The 21,502-nt window shown below is 69.9% G+C and carries 20 protein-coding genes; 10 read left to right on the forward strand and 10 right to left on the reverse strand.

All coding sequences use genetic code 11. The annotated features are described in order from the left end of the window. Positions 1–14: 14 nt before the first annotated feature. From B2K11_RS00760 to B2K11_RS00770, 3 genes are all read left to right on the forward strand, one after another. Positions 15–2,012: a M13-type metalloendopeptidase gene (locus B2K11_RS00760; RefSeq protein WP_163615913.1), complete on the forward strand. Its 1,998-nt coding sequence runs from the start codon at positions 15–17 to the stop codon at positions 2,010–2,012. A 64-nt stretch (positions 2,013–2,076) separates the two neighbouring features. Continuing rightward, entirely contained in the window at positions 2,077–2,988 is a 912-nt protein-coding gene (locus B2K11_RS00765) for a serine hydrolase (protein ID WP_163615946.1), read from the forward strand. Positions 2,989–3,176: 188 nt separating this feature from the next. Next, positions 3,177–4,289 (forward strand): 5-methyltetrahydropteroyltriglutamate--homocysteine S-methyltransferase, encoded by a 1,113-nt coding sequence (locus B2K11_RS00770; protein ID WP_163615914.1) that lies wholly within the window; start codon positions 3,177–3,179, stop codon positions 4,287–4,289. 111 nt (positions 4,290–4,400) lie between these two features. Here the strand turns inward: B2K11_RS00770 and B2K11_RS00775 are convergent, their stop codons facing one another. Both B2K11_RS00775 and B2K11_RS00780 read right to left on the reverse strand, forming a co-directional pair. Beyond that, positions 4,401–5,192, reverse strand: coding sequence for an ABC transporter permease (locus tag B2K11_RS00775; RefSeq protein WP_163615915.1), 792 nt, complete (start codon positions 5,190–5,192; stop codon positions 4,401–4,403). Further along, positions 5,189–5,908 (reverse strand): ATP-binding cassette domain-containing protein, encoded by a 720-nt coding sequence (locus B2K11_RS00780; RefSeq protein WP_163615916.1) that lies wholly within the window; start codon positions 5,906–5,908, stop codon positions 5,189–5,191. The genes B2K11_RS00775 and B2K11_RS00780 overlap by 4 nt, the downstream gene beginning before the upstream one ends. A 123-nt stretch (positions 5,909–6,031) precedes the next feature. On the opposite strand from B2K11_RS00780, the gene B2K11_RS00785 reads away from it, so the two are divergent. Next, a complete protein-coding gene (locus tag B2K11_RS00785) occupies positions 6,032–6,580 on the forward strand; it encodes a helix-turn-helix domain-containing protein (protein WP_239525531.1) in 549 nt (182 codons plus the stop codon). A 42-nt stretch (positions 6,581–6,622) separates the two neighbouring features. Here B2K11_RS00785 and B2K11_RS00790 read toward each other — a convergent pair whose 3' ends face one another. From B2K11_RS00790 to B2K11_RS00805, 4 genes are read right to left on the reverse strand one after another with little or no spacing between them, the layout of a single operon-like run. After that, entirely contained in the window at positions 6,623–7,588 is a 966-nt protein-coding gene (locus B2K11_RS00790) for a VOC family protein (RefSeq protein WP_163615917.1), read from the reverse strand. A 28-nt stretch (positions 7,589–7,616) separates the two neighbouring features. Next, positions 7,617–8,705: a 4-oxalomesaconate tautomerase gene (locus tag B2K11_RS00795; protein ID WP_163615918.1), complete on the reverse strand. Its 1,089-nt coding sequence runs from the start codon at positions 8,703–8,705 to the stop codon at positions 7,617–7,619. Continuing rightward, positions 8,692–9,405, reverse strand: coding sequence for a 4-carboxy-4-hydroxy-2-oxoadipate aldolase/oxaloacetate decarboxylase (locus B2K11_RS00800; RefSeq protein ID WP_163615919.1), 714 nt, complete (start codon positions 9,403–9,405; stop codon positions 8,692–8,694). The genes B2K11_RS00795 and B2K11_RS00800 overlap by 14 nt, the downstream gene beginning before the upstream one ends. Positions 9,406–9,454: 49 nt before the next feature. Beyond that, positions 9,455–10,210: a PIG-L deacetylase family protein gene (locus tag B2K11_RS00805; protein WP_163615920.1), complete on the reverse strand. Its 756-nt coding sequence runs from the start codon at positions 10,208–10,210 to the stop codon at positions 9,455–9,457. A 145-nt stretch (positions 10,211–10,355) separates the two neighbouring features. On the opposite strand from B2K11_RS00805, the gene B2K11_RS00810 reads away from it, so the two are divergent. After that, a complete protein-coding gene (locus tag B2K11_RS00810) occupies positions 10,356–11,762 on the forward strand; it encodes an aminomethyl transferase family protein (RefSeq protein WP_163615921.1) in 1,407 nt (468 codons plus the stop codon). Between the two features lie 20 nt (positions 11,763–11,782). Beyond that, positions 11,783–12,643, forward strand: a complete 861-nt coding sequence (locus B2K11_RS00815; protein WP_163615922.1) for an IclR family transcriptional regulator — start codon at positions 11,783–11,785, stop codon at positions 12,641–12,643. Between the two features lie 69 nt (positions 12,644–12,712). Here the strand turns inward: B2K11_RS00815 and B2K11_RS00820 are convergent, their stop codons facing one another. The 4 genes from B2K11_RS00820 to B2K11_RS00835 all read right to left on the reverse strand — a co-directional run bounded on the left by B2K11_RS00820 (position 12,713) and on the right by B2K11_RS00835 (position 17,908). Continuing rightward, positions 12,713–14,335 (reverse strand): tannase/feruloyl esterase family alpha/beta hydrolase, encoded by a 1,623-nt coding sequence (locus B2K11_RS00820; protein WP_163615923.1) that lies wholly within the window; start codon positions 14,333–14,335, stop codon positions 12,713–12,715. A gap of 304 nt (positions 14,336–14,639) precedes the next feature. Continuing rightward, positions 14,640–15,425, reverse strand: a complete 786-nt coding sequence (locus B2K11_RS00825; RefSeq protein WP_163615924.1) for an NAD(P)-dependent oxidoreductase — start codon at positions 15,423–15,425, stop codon at positions 14,640–14,642. An 11-nt stretch (positions 15,426–15,436) separates the two neighbouring features. Continuing rightward, positions 15,437–16,366 carry an IclR family transcriptional regulator gene (locus tag B2K11_RS00830; RefSeq protein WP_163615925.1) on the reverse strand — a complete coding sequence of 310 codons (930 nt, stop codon included), beginning with the start codon at positions 16,364–16,366 and terminating at the stop codon, positions 15,437–15,439. 159 nt (positions 16,367–16,525) lie between these two features. After that, positions 16,526–17,908, reverse strand: a complete 1,383-nt coding sequence (locus B2K11_RS00835; RefSeq protein ID WP_163615926.1) for an aminomethyl transferase family protein — start codon at positions 17,906–17,908, stop codon at positions 16,526–16,528. A gap of 257 nt (positions 17,909–18,165) precedes the next feature. Between B2K11_RS00835 and B2K11_RS00840 the strand changes: the two genes are divergently transcribed. From B2K11_RS00840 to B2K11_RS00855, 4 genes are all read left to right on the forward strand, one after another. After that, entirely contained in the window at positions 18,166–18,945 is a 780-nt protein-coding gene (locus B2K11_RS00840) for an ABC transporter ATP-binding protein (protein WP_163615927.1), read from the forward strand. Further along, a complete protein-coding gene (locus B2K11_RS00845; protein WP_163615928.1) occupies positions 18,932–19,642 on the forward strand; it encodes an ABC transporter ATP-binding protein in 711 nt (236 codons plus the stop codon). Before B2K11_RS00840 ends, B2K11_RS00845 begins: the two co-directional genes overlap by 14 nt. 1 nt (position 19,643) lies before the next feature. Further along, a complete protein-coding gene (locus B2K11_RS00850; protein WP_163615929.1) occupies positions 19,644–20,525 on the forward strand; it encodes a branched-chain amino acid ABC transporter permease in 882 nt (293 codons plus the stop codon). Next, positions 20,525–21,502: branched-chain amino acid ABC transporter permease (locus B2K11_RS00855; RefSeq protein ID WP_163615930.1), on the forward strand; the 978-nt coding region annotated here is incomplete at its 3' end. The genes B2K11_RS00850 and B2K11_RS00855, both read left to right, overlap by 1 nt.

The raw sequence follows: 21,502 nt of genomic DNA on the forward strand, positions 1-21,502 counted from the left end.
CTACCCTGGAACGCATGACCGACGCCCCACGCTCCGGTCTCGCGCTCGAGGAACTCAGCGCCGAGATCCGCCCTCAGGACGACCTCTTCCGCCACGTCAACGGCGCGTGGCTGGATCACACGGAGATCCCGGAGGACAAGGCGCGGTGGGGCTCGTTCCACCTCATCGCGGAGCAGGCCGAGAAGGACGTGCACGCGATCATCGAGGAGTCGCAGCAGGCCGAGCCCGGCACGGAGGCGCGCAAGATCGGCGACCTCTACACGAGCTTCATGGACACCGAGCGGATCGAGCAGCAGGGTGCGGCACCCCTCGCGGACGTGCTGGCACGCGTCGAGGCGATCGCCGACATCCCCGGGTTCCTCCGCACAATCGGGGAGTTCGAGCGCGAGGGTATCGCGGCGCTCATCCACCTCTACATCGAGCCCGACCCGGGCAACCCGCAGCGGTATGTGCCGTTCTTCATCCAGGGCGGGCTGTCGCTTCCCGACGAGAGCTATTACCGTCTCGACAACTTCCAGGAGACCCGCATCGCGTTCCGGACGCACGTGCAGCGCATCCTGGAGCTCGCGGGCGTCGCCGAAGCCGAGGCATCCGCTGATCGCATCGTGACGATCGAGACCGAGCTCGCCACGCACCACTGGGACAACGTCGCGAGCCGCGACGCCGTCAAGACCTACAACCTGAAGACCTGGGACGAGGTGCAGGCGCTCGTCGGCGTCGATCTCACGCCGTGGCGCGAGGGCGCCGCGCCCGAGCACGCCGACGCGTTCGCCGAGATCAACGTCTACCAGCCGAGCTTCTTCGAGGGTCTCGGCGCGCTGCTCGTCGAGGACCGCGTCGAGGACTGGAAGGCGTGGCTGCGGTTCGCGGTCGTCCACTCCGCGGCGCCGTTCCTGTCGGACGAGTTCGTCGCCGAGAACTTCGGGTTCTACGGCACGCAGCTCACCGGCGTTCCCGTCAACCGCGAGCGCTGGAAGCGCGGCGTGAGCCTCACCGAGGCGGCGCTGGGTGAGGCGATCGGCCACGTCTACGTGGAGCGGCACTTCCCGCCGGCCTCGAAGGTCGCGATGGACGAGCTGGTCGCCAACCTCATCGAGGCGTACCGCCAGTCGATCGCCGAGCTCGAGTGGATGACCGCCGAGACGCGCGAGCGCGCGCTCGCGAAGCTCGACTCCTTCACCCCGAAGATCGGGTATCCGGTGAAGTGGAAGGACTACTCGACCCTCGAGATCGACGCCGCGGATCTCGTCGGCAACGTCCGCCGCGCGCACGTGTGGGAGCACGACCGCCAGCTCGCCAAGATCGGCCAGCCGATCGACCGCGACGAGTGGTTCATGACGCCGCAGACCGTCAACGCGTACTACAACCCGCTCATGAACGAGATCGTGTTCCCCGCGGCGATCCTGCAGTACCCCTTCTTCGACGCCGAGCGCGACGCGGCAGCGAACTACGGCGGCATCGGCGCAGTCATCGGCCACGAGATCGGCCACGGCTTCGACGACCAGGGCAGCCGCTTCGACGGCGACGGGCTGCTGCACGACTGGTGGACCGACGACGACCGCGCCGCCTTCGAGGAGCGCACCAAGAACCTCATCGCCCAGTACGACGCGCTCGTGCCCCTGGGCGTGGAGGGCGAGCAGCTCGCCCCCGAGAACCACGTCAACGGCGCGCTCACGATCGGCGAGAACATCGGGGATCTGGGCGGTCTCGGCATCGCGATCAGGGCCTACGCCCTGTCGCTGGGCACAGACGTTGCCGGTGAGCCGGCCGAGGCACCCGAGATCGACGGGTTCACCGGCATCCAGCGCCTGCTCTTGAGTTGGGGGCAGATCTGGCAGCAGAAGGGGCGGGATGCCGAGACCATCCGCCTGCTGACGATCGACCCGCACTCGCCCAACGAGTTCCGGTGCAATCAGATCGTCCGCAACATCGACGCGTTCTACGATGCGTTCGGTGTGACGGAGTCGGATGCGCTCTGGCTCGACGAGGATCAACGCGTCACCATCTGGTGACGTGCGGGCCGCGTGCGGCCCGTTCACCCCGCACCACCAACAATTGGAGGGAAACTCCGTGGGCATCGAGCCCAGAAAGGATGCCGAGTCGCTGCGGGGGGCGCGACGGAGCACAGGTCGGCGGCTGCCGAAGAGGGCTGCCGCCGGTCGTCGTTCGTTCACGTCGACGCTGAAGGCGCTCGACGACCTCGCGGAGTCGGGGGCCAAGATCTCGGTGCGCATCACCGATCTCGACCGCGGCACCGCGGTGCTGTCGGGCGACGACTTCGTCACGCTGCCGGTCGCGGGCCTCGGCGTGGTGCCGCTGCTCATCGAAGTGGCGGCCGCCTTCGAGGCGGGGCGGCTCGAGCCGCTCGAGATCATCGACCGCGCGCACCTCGAGCCGGTCGGCGTCGGCGGCGTGTGGCAGCACCTGAAGGCGCCCGCCCTGCCCCTGTCAGACCTCGCGGTGCTCACCGCGTCGACCGGCGACGCGATGGCGGCCAACGCGCTGCTCAAGCGCGTAGGCCTCCCCGCCGTGCGGGCCCGCATCGAAGACCTGGGTCTGTCGCGCTCGGCATTGCTCGATCGGTTCCGCGACGAGCGCGGCCCCGACGACGCCCCGCACTTCGCCCTGGGCTCGGCCCGCGAACTCGCCGGGGTGTTCGCCGCCCTGGTCAACTCGCAGGTCGTCTCGCCGAGCGTGAGCGCCCAGGTGGCCGAGTGGTTGAGCCTCAACCACGACCTGTCGCTCGTGGCATCCGCCACCGGCCTCGACCCGTTCTCGCACGAGAACGACGAGCACGGGCTGCTCTTCATCAACAAGACGGGCCGGGATGCCGGCATCCGCGTCGAAGCCGGGGTGCTGGCCGGTCCTCGTGCCGGTGTGTCATACGCGCTCATCGTCTGCTTCGACGACCTGTCGATCTCGCATCGCCTGCGCGTCCACGATGCTTTCCGCATCCTCGGCACGGACCTCATGGAGTACGTGTTCTGACGCGGGCGGCGTTCTGTGACGCGGGGATTCCCCCGGTGCGGAAACACGGGCCGGTGACGCGACACGCCGCGGCGCGGCATCCGTCATCGGCGTGTCTGGGTGACCGGCCCGGCTTTTCGCACACCCCGGACGGCGTTCTGTGACAGCGCGAGTACCTATGGGGGGAGGCATCGGCTACCGTGGGAAGGGTGTCAACACCGCCGTTCCGCGCCGACATCGTCGGCAGCTTCCTCCGTCCCACCGACCTCGCTGAGGCGCGCCGCCGCTTCGCGTCCGGCCAGATCGACGCAGACGCGCTGCGCATCGCGGAGGAGACCGCGATCGCCGAGCTCGTCGTACGCGAGGCCGACGCCGGCCTGAAGCTCGCGACCGACGGCGAGTTCCGCCGCTCGTGGTGGCACTTCGACTTCTTCGGCCTGCTGGACGGCGTGGAGGTGGTCGAGCTCGATCACGGCATCCAGTTCCAGGGCGTGCAGACCCGCCCGCGCGGCCTGGAGATCAGCGGCAAGATCGGGTTCAGCGACACCCACCCGTTCCTCGACCACTTCCGCTCGCTCAAGAGCCTGCTCGAGCGCACGACCGGCGCGGTGCCCAAGTTCAGCATCCCGGCGCCGACGGTGCTCGACTTCCGGCTGGAGCCGGGACATATCGACGGCTCGGCGTACGACGGACGCGACGACATCGTCGACGACCTCGTCCAGGCCTACCGCGACGCCGTGGCCGCCTTCTACGACGCCGGCGCCCGGTATCTGCAGTTCGACGACACCGCCTGGGCCTATCTCTGCTCGGACGTCGAGCTCGAGAAGGCGCGGGAGCGCGGCATCCGCACCGACGGCATCGCCGAGCGGTACGCGGGCATCCTCAACCGCATCCTCGACGGCAAGCCCGACGACCTCGTCGTCACGACGCACGTGTGCCGCGGCAACTTCCGCTCGACGTGGATCTCGTCGGGCGGCTACGAGCCGGTCGCCGAGCAGCTGCTCGGAAACACCGCGTACGACGGCTACTTCCTCGAGTACGACAGCGAGCGCGCCGGTGGCTTCGAGCCGCTGCGCTTCCTGCCCGAAGGTGACAAGACGGTCGTGCTCGGGCTGATCACGTCCAAGAGCGGTGAGCTGGAAGATGTGGATGCCGTCAAGAAGCGCATCGACGAGGCATCCGCGTTCGCCCCGCTCGAGCAGCTCGCGCTGAGCCCGCAGTGCGGCTTCGCCTCCACCGAGGAGGGCAACGTCCTGACGGAGGACGAGCAGTGGGCCAAGGTGCGCGAGGTCGTCGACATCGCCGCCGACGTCTGGCGCTGACCCGGGCACGTTTCGTCTCGGTCGCTGGCGCTCCCTCGCTCAACGACCGAGCCTTTCTCCCGGTCGTTGAGCGAGCGAAGCGAGACGAAACGCGTCAAACGACGGACGGGGTCAGCGCAGATCCCGGCGCAGCGGGGCGAGGAGCGCCGCGCCGGCCGCGAGCAGCGCGTAGGCGACGAGGATCGCCGCCCCCATGACCGGTGAGGCGAGCGGTGCCGCGGTGAGTGCGGTCTGCTCGGCGATCGCGTCGGTGAGGAACGTGAAGCGCGTGAGCGATGCGGTGGCGCCGCCCGGTAGGAACGGGTACAGCGCGTTGACGCCGGGGATCAGCATGAGGACGTGCTCGAGGAAGTAGAAGTATCCGAGCACGATCCCGATCGCGAGGAGCTGGTGGCGGGCGAGCGCGCCGATGCCGACTCCCAGCACCATATAGACGGTGGATGCCACGGCGAGCTGCCCGAGCATGACCACGAGCTGCTCGGCGCTGAGGCCGAGAGTCACGCCGCGCAGGGCGGCAGCGCCGATCAGCGTCACCCCCGCCGTGACCGAGGCGACGACGCCGTAGAGAAGTCCGAGCACCGTGTACACCGCGAGCTTCGCTCCCAGGACCCGACCGCGTCGCGGGACGGCGAGGAAGGTGGTGCCGATCGTGTGGTGGCGGTACTCACCGGTGATCGCGACGGTGCCGATGAGAGCCGGGATGAAGAGCAGCAGGGCACCGAGACCGACGACCAGGCCGGCGCCCGGGGTCGTGTCGATGCCGGGCATGGGCGTCGTCGAGTTCTCTGGTCCGATCAGGGCCAGGAGTCCCGTGATGCTGCCGGCGCAGACGGCGGCCAGGAGCGTCCATAGCGGGAGCCGGGTCGCGAGGAGGCGGATGAGCTCGCCGTGGATCGCGTTCATCGCTGCGCACCTTCCTGCGTGAGATGAAGGAATGCCTCTTCGAGGGAGGGCCGGGTGGTGAGGACGTCGGCGAGCGGACCCGTCCAGGTGATCCGACCCCGGTCGATGAGTACGACGTCGTCGATACTGTGCTCGAGGTCGTTCAGAAGGTGGCTCGAGATCAGGACCGCACCGCCATCGGCTGCGAACTGTCGCAGGAACCCGCGCAGCCAAACGACGCCCGCGGGGTCGAGGCCGTTGGACGGCTCGTCCAGCACCAGGATCCGCGGCTCGCCGAGCAGTGCCGTCGCGAGCGACAGCCGCTGTCGCATGCCGGTGGAGAAGGTGCCGATCCGGCGACCGGCGAAGCCCTCCGCGCCGACGGCGGCCAGCGCCGCGTCGACGCGCTCGCTCGGCAGGCCCGCGAGAGCACCCATCGTGCGCAGATGCGCGGAGGCGGTCATCCCGGGGTGAGCGCACGCGATGTCGAGCACCGCTCCGACGGCGCGGACGGGGGTGGCGAGGTCGCGATACCGCTGCCCGTCGATGAGGGCGGTTCCGGCATCCGGGTGGATCAGGCCGAGCAGCATCCGCAGCGTCGTGGACTTTCCCGCCCCGTTCGGCCCGAGGAAGCCGGTCACGCGCCCCGCGCGAACCGTGAAGGTCACATCGGTCACCGCGTGGACAGTGCCGAATTGCTTGCTGAGGCCCGTCACCTCGATCGCTGCGCGCGTCATGGCGACACCTCGCACTCGGTTCGAACTGGATCCATCAGCATCGTCATCCTCGTACCCCCGTTCGGTAGAATCGTTCTAACGAAGAGAACATTATCATGCTGATAATAATGGGATGGAGCCCGAGTGAACGACTCCTCGATCGCCGACGTCGTGATGCATCCGGTGCGTCTGCGGATCATCCAGCAGCTCGGCGGACGCAACGTCACCACGGCACAGCTGCGCGCCGCGCTGCCGGATGTCACGCAGGCGACGCTGTACCGGCATGTCGCGACGCTCGTCGATGCCGGCATCCTGTCGATCGTCGAGGAGCGCAGGGTGCGCGGGGCAGTGGAGCGCACGCTGGCGCTGGGCGACCGAATGGCTCACGTAGACCAGGCCGAGCTGCGCGCCATGAGCGATGCCCAGCTGCGCTCGGCGTTCCTCGCCTTCCTGGGTGACCTGTCGGCGGACTTCGACCGGTTCGTCGACAGCGAGGATGAGATACTGCGCGACTTCGTCGGCTTCGGACGCGTTCCGCTGTATGTCGATGCCGCCGGCCTCGCTGCCATCCAGGCCGGGCTCTCGGAACTCCTCGCGCCCTACCTGTCGGAGACCCGCGACGCAGGCCGGCGCCGGGTCAGCTTGGCGACGGTGCTCGTCCCGGAGCCCCAGGCGCACTCGTCGGCCGACTGACTCATCCGCCCGCGGCGGGCCAGCGGGTGAGAGCCCGTGCTCTCAGTGCTCGGGGGCGTCCACCACGGGGGTGCCGTGGGTGTGGAAGGTCTCGATCGTCTTCATGCCCCAGGCCTGGCCCTTTCGGCGCTCGGCCTCGGACCACTCCACGACGGGCTGATCGGGGTCGAGCAACAGGCGGGCGCCGGCGTTGGCGAACTCGATGCGGTTGCCGCCCGGCTCCCACACGTACAGGAAGAACGTCTGGTTGATGGCGTGCTTGTGCGGGCCCGACTCGATGTGGATGCCGTTCTCGAGGAAGATGTCGGCGGCCTTCAGGATGTCTTCGCGCGTGTCGGGGGCGAACGCGATGTGGTGCAGGCGGTTGCCGTGCTTGGTCCAGTCGTCGGAGTAGACGACGTCGTAGGACTTCAGCGAGAAGTGGAACCACCACGCCGCGAACTTCCCGCTGTCGAGGCGGATGCGCTCCGACTCTCGCATGCCGAGCGCGTCGCGCAGGAACTCGCCGTTGGCTTCGACGTCCTTCGCGAGGTAGTTGATGTGGTCCAGGCGGCGGGCATTGACGCCCCTCCCCGGAAAGCGAGACGCCTGGTTCTTGAGTGCGGGCCGGTCCTCGTCGCCGGCGACATAGCGCTCGGCCTCGTAGAAGATCGCCATCGAGTGCTCGTCGGGGTCGGTGAACCCGTACGTCGGTCCGCAGCCCACGTCGCCCTCTGTCCATCCGGTGCCGTGCCCGGCCGACTCGATGGCGGCGACGCGACGCTCGAGCGCCTGGGGCGACGACGCCCGGAACGACGTGCGGCCCACGCCCGCGGCATCCGATGCGGTGAGCTTGATCGTGTAGAGCTGGTACTCGTCCCACGTGCGCAGGTAGATCGAGTCGCCGTCCTCGGCGACGACGCGCATGGCGAGCAGCTCCTCGAAGAACCACCGGCTCTCCGCCGGTTTCGGGGTCAGCAGTTCGACGTGGGCGAGGTGGGCGACGTCGAACGACGTGTCGGCGGTCATGGGGGCGTCCTCTCTGACGTTCGTGCGGTTACGGGCGCGGTCTCGGGAAGACCGTGCCGTCGAAGAGCTTGCGGGCGGTGCGGAGCGAGAACGAGGTGCCGCGCCACGTCCCGTCGGCGTCGCGGGTGACGCGCACGCGCGACGGGAAGGTGCCGCTGGGATGCTCGACGGCGGTCTCCTCACCGGTGAGCGGGCCGGCGAGGTCGTGCCCCACGGCGCCGGGAATGCGCAGCGCCGCGGCGACGGATGCCGCCATCAGCACGCCGATCGCCGTGTGCACGCGGGCCGGGATGAAGGCGCGGGTCGAGATCGCGCCGCCGTCGTGGGGCGGCGAGAGCAGGATCAGCTTCGGCACCGTCTGCTGCGCGACGTCACCGAGCCCCATCCGCGGACCCGCCTCGAGTCGGATGCGCTCCAGGCGCCCGGCCAGCTCGGCATCGCCCTCGAGCGCGCTCGGCGACTCGGTGCCGGCCACGCCGAAGTCGTCCGCGCGCAGCAGCACCACCGGCATCCCGTTGTCGATGAGCGTGACCGTGTGCCCGTCGATGTCGTCCGTCGGGGTGCCGGTGGGCAGAAGCGGCTTTTCGGGGCCTCCGCCGACCTCGAGCTCGATCGCGGATGCCGCGCCCGGCACGCCGTCGATGACCGCGTCGCCGTCGTACTCGGGGCGTCCGTCGACGGTGGCGAACTCGGCGGTGGCGAGATCGCCGGTGTTGAGCAGCCGGATCCGCACCGTCGTGCGCTCGCCGGTCGCGGGCACGAGTCCGCGCTCGACCGCGAACGGCCCGATGCCGGCGAGCAGGTTGCCGCAGGTCTGCGCGTCGCCGACGGTCGCGGTGTCGACGCCGACCTGCAGGAACAGGTAGTCGACGTCGATCCCCTCAACTGGCGAACGGGACACGATCGCCACCTTGCTGGTGAGTGGGTGGGCGCCGCCGATGCCGTCGATCTGGCGCGGGTCGGGCGATCCCATGATCCGCAGCAGCAGGTCGTCGCGCGCTGCGGGGTCGCTGGGCAGGTCCGACGCGAGGAAGTACGCCCCTTTGGACGTGCCGCCGCGCATGAGCATGCAGCGGATGCCGTCGCGCACCGCCGAGGCTGCGTCAGGCGCGCCCATCGCCCCGGGCCTCGTAGTCGGCCTGCGTCACGTACTCGATGCCGAGCTCGGACAGGAGGGGCCGCAGCCCTTTGCGGTCGAGGCTGAGCTCGCCGCCGCGGTACGCGGCACGGTCGGCCTCCTCCTTCGCGAGGCGCGCATCGGCGGCGGCGAGCGCCTGATCCGCCCCGACCCGTGGCACCCGCAGCACGCCGTCGTCGTCGGCGACGACGACGTCGCCGGGAGCGACGGTGACGGCCCCGAGGGTGATCGGCACGTTGACCGAGCCGGGCGTCGCCTTGACCGTGCCCTGCGCGAAGACCGCGGCCGACCACACTGCAAAGCCCAGGGCGCGGAGCTCGGCGACGTCCCGCACCCCCGTCGTGGTGACGAGCCCGCGCACACCGCGGGCGTGGAGCGCCGTCGCGAACAGTTCGCCGAACGCCCCGTCGACCGAGGGTGACGTTGTCGTCACGACGAGCACATCGCCCGCGCGGCACTGCTCGATCGCCGCGTGGATCATGAGGTTGTCGCCCGGGTGGCTCAGTACGGTGACGGCGGCGCCGGCGATGCGCACGCCATCCTGGATGGGACGGATGCCGGGACCCACGAGTCCCGTCCGGCCCATCGCCTCGTGCACCGTCGCCACGCCGTGCACGCCCAGCGCGTCGACGGTCGCCGCGTCTGGGCGGGCGATGTCGGTGACGATGACGGCGGTCACGGCATCCGTCCGTCCAGAACCGCGCCCCCGCCTGTGGTCGCACTCGCGCTCATGACAGCGCCTGGGTGACCTGCGGGAAGTGCCGCATGTACGCCTCGCCCATCGTGTCGTGGGGGAGTCCGAGGTTGGGGCCGGCGTTGCGCTTGAGCTGCACGCCGCGGCGGACCGCGAGGTCGGTGTAGTACGACCACATGTGCTTCTGCGCGGGCAGGCACTCCATCGCCGCGCGCTTGCGCGGGAACGCCTCGGTGATGTCGAGCAGCACGTTCGGAGTGAAGTCGCACTGCTCGGGCTGATGCGGCTCGAAGAAGAACACGGGCGGGGCGCCGATGATGTCGTCCTTCGAGGGGAAGCTTCCGTCGGAGTTCGCCACGCCGATCGCCTGCGCCAGCACGCGGGCTTCGAGCGCCATCCGCGCCGCCGCGGGGTGATCGCCGTTGTAGGGATCGCGCAGCGTGTGCGTGAGCACCACCGTGGGCTGCACGCGCCGGTACAGGTCGACCAGGCGCGAGACGGCGTCGCGCGACTCGACGAGCGGGTAGTCGCCCAGGTCGAGGAACTCGATCTCGGCTCCGAGAGCGGATGCCGCGGCCTCGGCCTCGTCGCGGCGGATGCGCTTGATCTCGTCCAGGGACTTGCCGTCGAGCCACTGGCTGGCCGACTCGCCGCGCTCGCCGTACGACAGGCAGGCGACCACCGCGCGCTGGCCGCGGAGGGCCGCGGCGGCGATCGCGCCGCCTGCCCGCCAGACGAAGTCGCCGGCGTGGGCGCTGACGACGAGGAGCGTGTCGGCAGTGTCTGTCATGGGGCCAGCGAATCACACCCATGGCGAAATGGTCAACAAATTGTCTACAATCGTGGCGACCATATACCTCTGGACGTAGGTATAGCGGACACGTAGCATCGCGCTCAGGTACCCCGAAACACTGGACGAGGAAGTCGAGGAACTCATGGCGAGCAACCTGCAGGAGCTCATGGACGAACGGGGGAGCGTCGTCGAGATGCTGCGGAACTCGCAGCTCGGCACCTACATCTACCCCGTCGTGCCCGCGGAGTTCACGAACTGGCGACGCGAGCAGAAGGCCTGGCGCGAGACGGCGGTGCTCTACGACCAGACGCACCACATGGTGAACTTCTTCATGACCGGCCCCGACGCGCTGAAGCTGCTGTCGGACACCGGCATCAACTCGTTCGCGAACTTCCCGGTGAACACCGCCAAGCAGTTCGTGCCGACCTCATCGACCGGCGGGGTGATCGGCGACGGCATCCTGTTCCACCTCGCCGAGCACGAGTACGTCTACGTCGGCCGCGCGCCCGGCGCCAACTGGCTGCAGTTCCACGCCGAGACCGGCGGCTACGACGTCGAGACCCGCTACGACGACCGCTCGCCGTCGCGGCCGTACGGCGAGGCGGTGACGCGGGAGTTCTATCGCTTCCAGATCCAGGGCCCGAACGCCTGGCAGATCATCGAGAAGCTCGCGGGCCGCGAGGTCGAGCAGGTGCGGTTCTTCCACATGGGAGAGCTCGAGATCGCCGGCGAGCACGTGCGCACGCTCCGGCACGGCATGGCCGGAGCGCCCGGCCTCGAGATCTGGGGGCCGTACGCGCAGCACGGGAGGATCCGGGATGCCGTGCTCGAGGCGGGGCGCGAGTTCGGCATCGAGCCGTGCGGTTCGCGCGCCTACTCCTCGAACACTCTCGAGTCTGGGTGGATCCCGTCGCCCCTTCCCGCGATCTACACCGGCGGAGACATCGAGCGGCGTTACCGCGAGTGGCTGCCGGCGAGCAGCTACGAGGCGATCAACGCCCTCGCCGGATCGTTCGTATCGGACGACGTCGAGGACTACTACCTCAACCCGTGGGACCTCGGCTACGGCTCGTTCGTGAAGTTCGACCACGACTTCATCGGCCGCGAGGCCCTCGAGCAGGTCGATCCCGAGGCGCAGCGCAAGAAGGTCACGCTCGCCTGGAACGACGAGGACCTGAGCCGGATCCTCACGAGCGTGCTCGATCGTGAGGGACCCGGCTACCAGTTCTTCGACCTGCCGAACGCGAACTACGGCTCGTCGAACTACGACGCCGTCATCGACGCGGACGGCAGTCACGTCGGGCTGTCGCTCTTCACCGGCGTCACCGCGAACGAGAAGCGCGGCCTGTCGCTCGCGACCGTCGATCGCGACGTGCCGATCGGTGCGGAGGTGCGCGTGGTGTGGGGCGAGCCCGACGGCGGCTCGCGCAAGACCACGGTCGAGCCGCACGAGCAGATCGCGGTGCGCGCCGTGGTCAGCCCGGTGCCCTACGCCGAGACCGTGCGGCAGGAGTATCACGGCGGCTGGCGCACCGCGGGAGTGGCCTAGCCGCCCGAAGGAGGTTCGACGTGGCACGCGGCTCGGACGGCGAGTCCGTCCTGCACAAGCACCTGCGGGTGCTGCAGGCGTTCGACGTGCTGCGCCCGTTCCTCACGCTGACCGAGATCGTGGAGGCGACCGGCCTCGCCGTGTCGACCACCCACCGCCTCGTCGCCGAGCTCGAGCGGGAGGGCCTGCTCGAACGGATGCCGGACCGCTCGTACCGGCTCGGCATCCGGCTGTGGGAGTTCGCGTCGCGGACCCCCGGCGCCCTGGGCCTCCGCGAACTCGCGCGGCCGTGGCTGGAGGCCGTGCACTCGCGCGTGCGTCAGCACACGCAGCTCGGGGTGCTGAGCGGACGGGACGTGCTCTTCATCGAGCGCCTCTCGACCCGGGAGGCCGTGGTCAACGCCACCGTGATCGGCGGCCGCGTGCCGCTGCCGGTCAGCTCCAGCGGCCTGGTGCTGCTCGCCCACTCCGAGCCGGGCATCGTGGCCGACGTCATCGCGGCCGGCTGGCCGGCATACACGTCGGCGACGATCCGCACCGGGGAGGAGCTGCGAGCGCGGCTGCGCCGGGTGCGGGCGGACGGGTTCGCGGTCACCGACGGGCACATCCATCGCGAATCACGGGGCATCGCCGTGCCGGTCCTCGATGCGCACGGCCTGGTGCACGCGTCGCTGGGTGTCGTCGTGCCGAACGACGGCACCTCGCCGCAGGCGGCGGTCGAGCTCCTCACCGTGGCGGCGGCGGGCATCTCGCGTGCGCTCGAGGCGGCGGGCGGGGCGGGCGGGCACGGCATGCGGACGCTCGCCAGCACCTCCCGGAAATCGCTGGACTACTTCGCGTCGCTCGACGCCCACACCCTGCCGTCGGCATCTGCCGGCTGATCGGCGCCAGCGGAGGCCCCGGGGCGAACCCCGGGGCCTCCGCACATCACGACGAGACGGCTCGCGCGATCATCCCGTCACGCAGACGTACGAGCTCGCGTCGTCGATCGATCCGGAGCCGGTGTACTGCGGCCACGCCGGGTACTCGCACATCGGGCGCGTGCGATCGGCGCCCGCGTTGCCGTCGCTCGCGACGAGGCCGGACGGGGCGACGCCGTGTTCGACCCAGTCGACGATGGCGTCGAGGCCGTCGTACTGCGCCACGAACCGACCCTGGCCGTGGCCCCAGCCGGGCACCATGTAGAACTTCGCGAACTTGTCGAGGCGCTTGCCGAACTCGTCCTGGAGCGCCTCCCAGTACTGCACCGTGTTGTGCGGCGTGATGAAGTCGTCGATGGTGCCGTGCGTCAGGATGACCTTGCCCCCGTGTGCGCGGAACTGGTTGAGCGAGACATCCGTCACGTCCATGATCTCGCCCACCTCCTGCACCCGGTCGGCGTAGTCCAGCGGATCGACCGTGTACGGGTCGAAGCCGGGGGGATCACCCGCGACGCCGTACCGCATGGTGGCCTCGAACACTGCGAACTGCAGCCCCTGCGCCTGCGCGCTGGTGCCGAAGCCCGCGAAGCCCTGGTACAGGGCGCCCTCGAGGAGTGCGCTCTTCGCGAAGATCGAGTTGCCCTCGATGTCGATGCCCAGGTCGTAGTCGGTGCTGATCTTCACGGCGGCCGCGATCTCGACGTCCGAGAGGCACGTGTCGACGGCGGCGGCATCCACTCCCGCCGGACAGGCGAGCGACTGGATGTCGAACGCCGCGTCGCAGCCGGCGACATTGCTGACGATGCCGTCCGCGGCGCCGTCCAGCCCGTCGCAGGTGGCGTAGACCGCGTTCGTGATCGTCGCCGTCTCGGCGGAGTTGAGGTGCCCGGCGCCGCCCTCGAGCTGCAGCGCGTCGCGGAAGTTGACCGCGCCCACGTGCATCATCGTGACGTTGTAGGCCGGGTAGTTCGCGATGACGCCGTCATAGTCCTTCGGGTAGCGCGCCGCCGCGTCGAGGGCCTCGTGCCCGCCCTGGGAGCCGCCGATGAAGTACGACCACTCGGCCTCCATGCCGTAGGCCGCCTCGATGACGACCGCAGCGGCATCGTGCGCCTTCTTGACGGACCACTGCCCGTAGTTGAGGAACAGCTCCTCGTCGAGCTGGAAGGTGCCGTCGAATCCGGGCGCTCCCTGGTGGCCGCCGTCGGAGCCGAGGGTGACCCAGCCCTGCGAGAGCGCGGTCGGGGTGCCGGCCGGCTGAGCGGTGTAGGCACCGGTCGCGGTGACCAGGGACCCGTCGAACCCGCCGCCGCCGAACTGCAGCGTGCGCTCGTTCCAGAGGGCGGGGAGGTTGACCCGGAACTGCATGTCCTGCGGTGCCGAGACCGCACGGATCCAGCCGGTGACCGCGCAGTAGCTGCCGGCGGCATCCCACACCGCCGTCTCGACATCGGCGCCGTTGGTCGGCAGTCCGATGTCCTTCGCGGGTATCGTGAGCCCGGCGAGCGACGTGCACTCCGATGCGGTGAGGGTGGGCGCTCCGGCGTGGGGACCGCCGGGCGCTGCCGTGGCGGTCGAGAGGCCGGCCGTGAGGACGAGAGCTGCGGCGATGCCCAGCGACACCGCTGACAGCCGCCTGAACGTGGATTTCATCGACGCTCCTTCGCGTTGTGAACCGCAGCCGCCGTGGGGTCGGCGCCGTGCGTGTGCGGCGAGGATGGCATCCGCTCGCGCCGGCGGCAACGGCACTTCCGTCCAATGCGCTTCGCCGTTGTGCCGAGCGGGGATTGCGAGTAAGTTGCCGACCTCGGGTCGCGCGGGCCCACGGATATCGGTCGTTGAGCGGAGGGCGCTCTGGCGCCCGAAGACGAAACGCTGGCGACCGAGCGCTCGCGTCGGGTCTGGCGCGTTTCGTCTCTGCGTTTCGTCTCGCAAGCTCGCTCAACGACTCGCTTGCTCAACGACCGGACTCGTCGCGGTCGGCGACGAGCCGCTCGAACCACGCGAGCGTCGCACGGGTCATGTCGGCGGGCTGCCCCGACGACTCGAGCGCTGCCAGGGCCGCGCGCACCTCGTGCTCGCGCCGCACGGCGTGCAGGGTCGAGCCGTCGACGAGCCGGTCGACGAGCGCGGCGCCGTCCGGACCCAGCTCATCCGCCATCTGCGCGCGCAGCCACTCCTCGGCGCCGGCGGCGCGCGCGGCGCCGAGCCCCTCGAGCACGAGGGCCGCCAGCCCCTTCATGAACACGCTCCGAAGCAGCCGCAGGCGCGCGGCTTCGCCCGCTTCGCCGTCGATGACCTCGACGGGCACCTCGAACGGGCCCACGAGCTCGGCGAACTCGCGTGCCCCGGTCCCGCTCGCGAGGAGCGGCGTCCGGTGCCCGGCGCGCACCACGGGTGCGAGCACCGCGACGTCGGCCATCGCGAGCCCGCGGTCGGCGGCGAGGCGCGCGATGCGCTGCTTGAGCTCGGGGGCGGCGGTGTTGAGATCGGCGTAGACCGCCCCCGCGGCGATGTGCGGCAGCGCCTCGCGGGCGACGGATGCCGCGGCATGCCCGGTGACGAGGCTCAGCGTGACGTCCGCCGCGGCGACGGCGTCGGCCAGCGTCGCGAACTGCGGCACGTCGGGGTCGCCGAGGTCGTGGGCGGGGTCGAAGGCGCGGACGTCGGCCCCGGCGTGCGCCAGGCCGCGGGCGTAACGACGGCCGGCCTCGCCGAGGCCGAGGATCGCGATCGTCGTCATGGCCGACAACCCTAGAGCACCGGCGCAGGCCCGATGCCGGCGCCGGGGGTGGGGTGGGAGGTGCCCGGAGCGACCGGAGCGCCCGCGTCGTGCGGGTCGGTGTCGAGGCTCTCGAGGTACTCGAGGGAGCGGCGCGACCCGCTCACGAGCGAGCGGATGCCGTGGGTGCGCTCGTCGACGTCGGGCCTGTAGGCGGCAGCGAGCTCGCGCGCGATGCCGGTCGCGGCGCGGCGCAGCAGCTCGGCGTAGCCGTGGGTCGAGGCGCCGTCGTTGGGCACCACCACGCCGATCGCGGCGTAGACGATGCCGCCCGGTCCCATCACCGGCACAGCGATGCCGCGCGATTCGGGGTGGATCGCGCCCTCCGTCACGGCGTACCCGTCCTCGCGCACGCGCCGCAGCTGCGCGCGCAGCTCGGCGCCCGTGCGGATGGTGCGCTGCGTGTACGGACGCAGCCCGCGCGCGATCACGTCGTTCACGAGGGCGTTGTCGGCGTAGGCCAGCAGTGCGAGTCCGGTGGACGACGCGTGAAGCGGGATGCGGCCGCCGATGAGCGTCGCGTTCACGACGGCCTCGCGGGTCGACATCCGGTCGATGAACAGTACGTCGCGCCCGCTCAGCACCCCCAGCTGGGCGTGCTGTCGCACCCGTTCGTGCACGGCGCCCAGCCAGGGCCGCGCGATCTCGCGGAGGCCCACCGCACCCGGCGTGCGGCTGGCGAACTCCCACAGCCGCACGCCGAGGCGGTACGTGCGGTCGGGCAGCCGCTCGAGCAGCCCCTCGCGCTCGAGCTCGGCGATCAGCCGGTGCGCGCTCGAGCGGGGAACACCCGCGGCGTCCGCGATCTCGCTGAGCGTGAGGAACGGATGCCACGCGTCGAAGCTCTCGAGCACGCGCAGGTGGCGGTGCAGCACCGACTCGCCCGCAGATCCTCGTGCCACGGCATCCTCCTCGATGACGCCGCCATCGTAACCCCGCGCTCGCCGGAGTTCCGTTCAGCGGAAGCCGGGGGCGTTTCGTCTCGCTCGTTCCTCGCTCGCTCAACGACCGGGACCCGGTCGTTGAGCGAGCGAAGCGAGACGAAACGCGCCGAACGCGGCTCAGGCGTTCGCGCGATAGACCGTCCGGGCGTAGTCGTGGTACGGCGCGGGAGCGACGGTCGCGCGGATCCGCACCTGGCGGTGGTCGGCGTCGACCGAGTCCTTGCGCGAGACCGGGTCCTCGCCCCACACCACCTCGACCTCGTCGCCGTCGCGCAGCGCCACGTCCAGGGTGGCCAGCGACATGTAGAGCTGGTCGTACGCGACGTAGCCGGCATCCGTCGAGATCCCCACGCGCTCGCCGCCCTTCAGGATCTCGTCCATCTGGTACAGCCCGTAGCGGGCCTTCGGGAAGTCGAGGTACTTGGCCGGGGTGCCGGGCTCGACCTGCGAGCGGACGACCGCCGCGACGTCGTCGGCGTTCCAGATCAGCGTGACCTTGCGGCGGCGCTGGTTCTCGGCGTGCTTCTCGAGCGCCTCGCGCCCGTGGAAGTCGTGGTCGAAGCGCACCGAGCGCCCGAGGCCGATGTCGAACGGCGTCAGGTAGAAGTCGTGGACGTCGCTCGAGTACAGCGAGCCGGCCACCGAGCCGATGCGCGCGGCGGGGAGCCAGGCGCGGTACTCCGCGAAGTCGTCGTCGAACACGGCGGGGAAGGGGGTCGGCACCCAGCCCGACTCCAGCGGCGACGACGAGTACGCCTTGGCTCCGACGCGGCGGATGTCGTGCTCTGCGCCGGCCTCCATGAGGGCGTTCAGGACGATCTCGTTGTCCTCCCACGGTCCGTAGAACTCGAACCCTGGCTGCCCCGCCATGCCGTGGCGGAGCGCCTTGACCGGGCGCCCGGCGATGGTCACGTCGCCGATGTGGAAGAACTTGATCTCGGGCGCCGGCCCGCCGAACACCTTCTCCATGACGAGGTCGGCGTGGGGGCCCTGCAGCTCGTAGCGGTAGAACGTCGGCGGCCCTTGGCGCATGTGCGAGTTCGCCTCGAGGCGGTATCGCACGTCCTTGCCGGCATCCTGAGCCTTCTCGACGTTGAAGCGCACCCAGTCGATGAGGATGTGGTGCCCGATGAGCACGAGACCCTCGGGGCCCTCGGCGTTGTAGAACAGGATGCCGTCGCCGATGAGGTAGCCGTCCTGGTTCACCGAGATGAGCTGCTTCGCGACGCCCGGTCGGAACGTCGAGAAGGTGTTCGGCGAGATCGAGCTCAGGAGCGGGATGAGGTCGGCGCCGTCGAGGAACAGCTGCGTCATGTGGTGCGACTGGTCCATGAGCGCGACCGACGTGTTCCAGGCCCGCTGCTCGTCGCGCCAGTTCGTGAACTCCGGTGCGACCGGGAAGGTGAATGCCGGCCAGTTCTGGTTGCGCAGCAGCTCCACCGCGCTGCCTGCGCGATCGATCGCCTGGGCAAGTGTCTCTGCTGAGTCGTTCGTGGTCATCGTCGACCCTCCTTCGTTGTTGCGGAAGCTGCGGTCAGCGTAAGAGCTCCTCTCGGCGGCTTGTCTTGGCTGTTCCGTTGAACGGAATCGGATGCCGCATCCCCCGGTCGGGCGGGCCAGCATCGAATCGCAGGGTCACGGTTGCGAAACTTCACACCAAAATCGTTGACAATCTTTCCGGGGATCCGTAGTTTTCCCAGCAGGGGAGGACTCGAGTCCCCTTGATGACCACACGCGACGACGCGAAAGGTGGGGCCATGGGCGCTCGGCTCGCAGTCCGCGATGTCAGCCTTCACTTCGGCGGCGTCAAGGTGCTCGAGGACGTGAGCTTCACCGTCGAGCCGGGCCAGATCTTCGGCCTGGTCGGGCCCAACGGCGCCGGCAAGACGTCTCTCTTCAACTGCGTGAGCGGTCACTACCGGCCGAACGCCGGCTCCATCACGATCGACGACGTCGAGGTCGTCGGGTCGTCCCCGGCCACGCTCGCGCGGCAGGGGCTCGCGCGCACATTCCAGCATCCCGCGCTCCAGTTGCGTGAGACCGTGCTCGAGAACGTGCTCCTCGGCGCCCATACGCGCCTTCCCGGCGGTCCGGTGGAGTGGTCGCTGCGGCTGCCGCGCACCGTGCGCGCCGAGAAGGCGCTGCGGCAGGAGGCACTCGACCTGCTGGAGCGCAACGGCCTCGGGTGGGCCGCCAAGATGCGGGCCGACGAGCTGTCGCACGGCCTGCACAAGGGCATCGAGCTCTGCCGCGCGCTGCTCACCCACCCTGGCCTCCTCCTCCTCGACGAACCGGCGGCAGGGCTCCCGCACGCCGAGGTGGAGCAGCTCATCGAGACGGTGCGGCGGGTGCGCGATGAAGACATCACGGTGGTGATCGTCGAGCACAACATGGGGCTCATCTCGGCGCTCACCGACCGTGTCGTGGTGCTCGATCACGGCCGCAAGCTGATGGAGGGCTCGGCCGCGGAGGCGCAGGCCGACCCCCGCGTCATCGAGGCCTACATCGGGAAGGACGCGGTCGATGACGCTGCTTGAACTGGCCGACGTGCGCGCCTTCTACGGCCGCATCCAGGTACTGGAGGGCGTCTCGCTGACGGTCCCCGACGGCGGCGCGGTCGGCATCCTCGGCGCGAACGGCGCCGGAAAGACCACGACGCTGCGCGCGATCTCGGGCACCGTGCGCTCGACGGGAACGATCCGATTCGACGGCAAGGACCTGCGGGGACTGCGTCCCGACCAGGTCGCCGCACTCGGGATCGCGCACGTGCCGGAGGGGCGCGGCACGCTCGGCGATCTGACGGTGCGGGAGAACCTCAGGGTCGGCGCCTACAAGCGCAAGGACCGCAAGGGCATCGCGTCGGACATGGACTACTGCCTCGACCTGTTCCCGCAGCTGCAGGACCGGATCCGCTCCAACGGCTCAGCGCTCTCGGGCGGCGAGCAGCAGATGCTCGCGATCGCCCGCGCCATCATGTCGAAGCCGCGGCTGCTGCTGCTGGACGAGGCATCCCTCGGTCTCGCTCCCGGCACCGCGAAGAGCGTGTACCAGGCGATCGGCCGGCTGCGCAGTGAATCGGGTATCGCGATGCTCGTGGTCGAGCAGAACGCCAACCTCGCCTTCACTCTCGTCGACAGCGCCACGGTGCTCGAGACCGGGCGGAACGCCCTCACCGGCTCGTCGGCGGAGCTCAAGGGCATGGACGAGATCCGCCGCGCGTACCTGGGAGGCTGACGTGGGCACGTTCATCCAGCTCGTCATCGACGGCCTCTCGACCGGCTCGATCTACGCCGCCCTCGCGCTCGCGATCGTGCTGGTGAACCAGGCGACCGGGCTCATCAACTTCGCGCAGGGCGGCATGGCGGTGCTGTCCGCCTACATCGCGTGGGCGCTGAACGGTCTCGGCATCCCGCTCCTGCTCGCGATCCTCGCAGCCGTCGTCATCTCGTTCTTCCTCGGAGCCGTCATCGAGCGGTATCTCATCCGGCGCTTCGAGCGCGGCGACCCTGACACCGCCGTCGTCGTGACGATCGGCCTGCTCACCTTGATCACGGGGTTCTGCGCCTGGATCTGGACGTACAACAACCGGCTGTTCCCCTCGCTGTTCCCACTGGAGACCATCCAGATCGCGGGGGCGGTGGTCAGCGTCCGCTCGCTCGGCACCTTCATCGTGATCGTCGCATGCATGCTGCTGCTGCAGGCGCTGTTCCTGGGCACCAAGCTCGGTCTCGCGTTGCGGGCAGTCGCGATCAATCCCGCGTCCGCCGCGTTCTCGGGCGTGAACGTCGGCCGCAACCTCATGATCGGCTGGGGGCTGGCCGCCGTGCTCGGCGCGGTCGCGGGCGTGCTCGTGGCGCCGCAGCTGACCCTGACGCCCGGGATGATGGACTCCGCCCTCGTCTACGCGCTCGCCGCGTGCATCCTCGGCGGCCTGTCGAGCCCCGTCGGGGTCGTGGTGGCCGCGTGGCTCATCGGCGTGCTCGAGAACCTCGCCGCCGTCTACGTGCCGTTCATCGGTCACGACCTGAAGATCGCGGTGCCCTTCATCCTGATCTTCGTCGTGCTCTTCTTGCGGCCACAGGGCCTGTTCGGGCGGAAAGCGGTGGTGCGCGTCTGATGGCTGCGAACACGGACCTCTCCAACCGGTCGCCCCTCCTCGAGCGCCCCTGGGTGCGCTGGGCCGTCATCGGCCTCGTCATCGTGCTGATGATCGTGCTGCCGCTGATGCTCCCGGAGTTCGCGAACCAGACGATCGCGCGCATCGGCGTCTTCGCCGTCGCCGTCCTGGGACTCAACGTCGTGATGGGCTACACCGGCCAGGTCTCGCTCGGCCAGATCTTCTTCGTCGGCGTCGGCGCCTACGTCACGGCGTTCGGGGTCAACGCCGACTGGAACATCCTGCTCGTCTTCGTGCTCGCGTGCCTCGTCCCCGCGGTCATCGGCCTGGTCATCGCCCTCGCCGCCGCGCGGCTCGGCGGACTCGCCATCGCCATGGTCACGATCGCGCTGCCGATCATCGGCGTGCCCCTCGCCAAGCGCCTGTCGGACTTCACGGGCGGCTCGCAGGGCACCTCCGCCCGCTTCTCGGGCGCACCGGAGTGGACCGGCCTGTACGACGACCAGTGGCAGCTGTACATCGTCTTCCTCATCGGCGGCATCACCTTCATGCTCACGCGCAACCTCGTGCGGGGCAAGTACGGCAGGGCCTTCGCGATCGTGAAGGGGAACGAGGCGGTCGCCGGGTCGCTGGGCGTGTCGCCATACCGCTATAAGGTGCTCGCGTTCACCATCGCCTCGCTCATCGGCGGCGTGAGCGGCTTCCTCTACATGGTCGTCATCCAGTACACCTCGCCCGAGACGCTGCACTTCGGCCACTCGATCGAGCTGCTCGCGTCGATGGTGATCGGCGGCGCCGGCAGCATCCTCGGCTCGCTCCTCGGGGGCATCTGGTACGTGCTGCTGCCGCAGGTCACCAACCTCATCGACCCGAACATCACCGCCATGCTGCAGGGCGCCATCCTCCTGGTCGTGCTGTTCATCCTGCCGGGCGGCCTGGTCTCGCTCCCGAGCCTGTGGCGGCGACGCGGGCGCGAC

This window comes from Microbacterium sp. B35-30, assembly GCF_010634855.1.
GTDB lineage: Bacteria > Actinomycetota > Actinomycetes > Actinomycetales > Microbacteriaceae > Microbacterium.

Coding starts and splice junctions, on each gene's coding strand:
- B2K11_RS00795 (WP_163615918.1), bottom strand. CDS start 8,705: ATGGGCGCGCCTGACGCAGCCTCGGCGGTGCGCGACGGCATCCGCTGC.
- B2K11_RS00840 (WP_163615927.1), top strand. CDS start 18,166: ATGGGCGCTCGGCTCGCAGTCCGCGATGTCAGCCTTCACTTCGGCGGC.
- B2K11_RS00835 (WP_163615926.1), bottom strand. CDS start 17,908: ATGACCACGAACGACTCAGCAGAGACACTTGCCCAGGCGATCGATCGC.
- B2K11_RS00805 (WP_163615920.1), bottom strand. CDS start 10,210: ATGACAGACACTGCCGACACGCTCCTCGTCGTCAGCGCCCACGCCGGC.
- B2K11_RS00845 (WP_163615928.1), top strand. CDS start 18,932: ATGACGCTGCTTGAACTGGCCGACGTGCGCGCCTTCTACGGCCGCATC.
- B2K11_RS00820 (WP_163615923.1), bottom strand. CDS start 14,335: ATGAAATCCACGTTCAGGCGGCTGTCAGCGGTGTCGCTGGGCATCGCC.
- B2K11_RS00760 (WP_163615913.1), top strand. CDS start 15: ATGACCGACGCCCCACGCTCCGGTCTCGCGCTCGAGGAACTCAGCGCC.
- B2K11_RS00775 (WP_163615915.1), bottom strand. CDS start 5,192: ATGAACGCGATCCACGGCGAGCTCATCCGCCTCCTCGCGACCCGGCTC.
- B2K11_RS00825 (WP_163615924.1), bottom strand. CDS start 15,425: ATGACGACGATCGCGATCCTCGGCCTCGGCGAGGCCGGCCGTCGTTAC.
- B2K11_RS00790 (WP_163615917.1), bottom strand. CDS start 7,588: ATGACCGCCGACACGTCGTTCGACGTCGCCCACCTCGCCCACGTCGAA.
- B2K11_RS00810 (WP_163615921.1), top strand. CDS start 10,356: ATGGCGAGCAACCTGCAGGAGCTCATGGACGAACGGGGGAGCGTCGTC.
- B2K11_RS00780 (WP_163615916.1), bottom strand. CDS start 5,908: ATGACGCGCGCAGCGATCGAGGTGACGGGCCTCAGCAAGCAATTCGGC.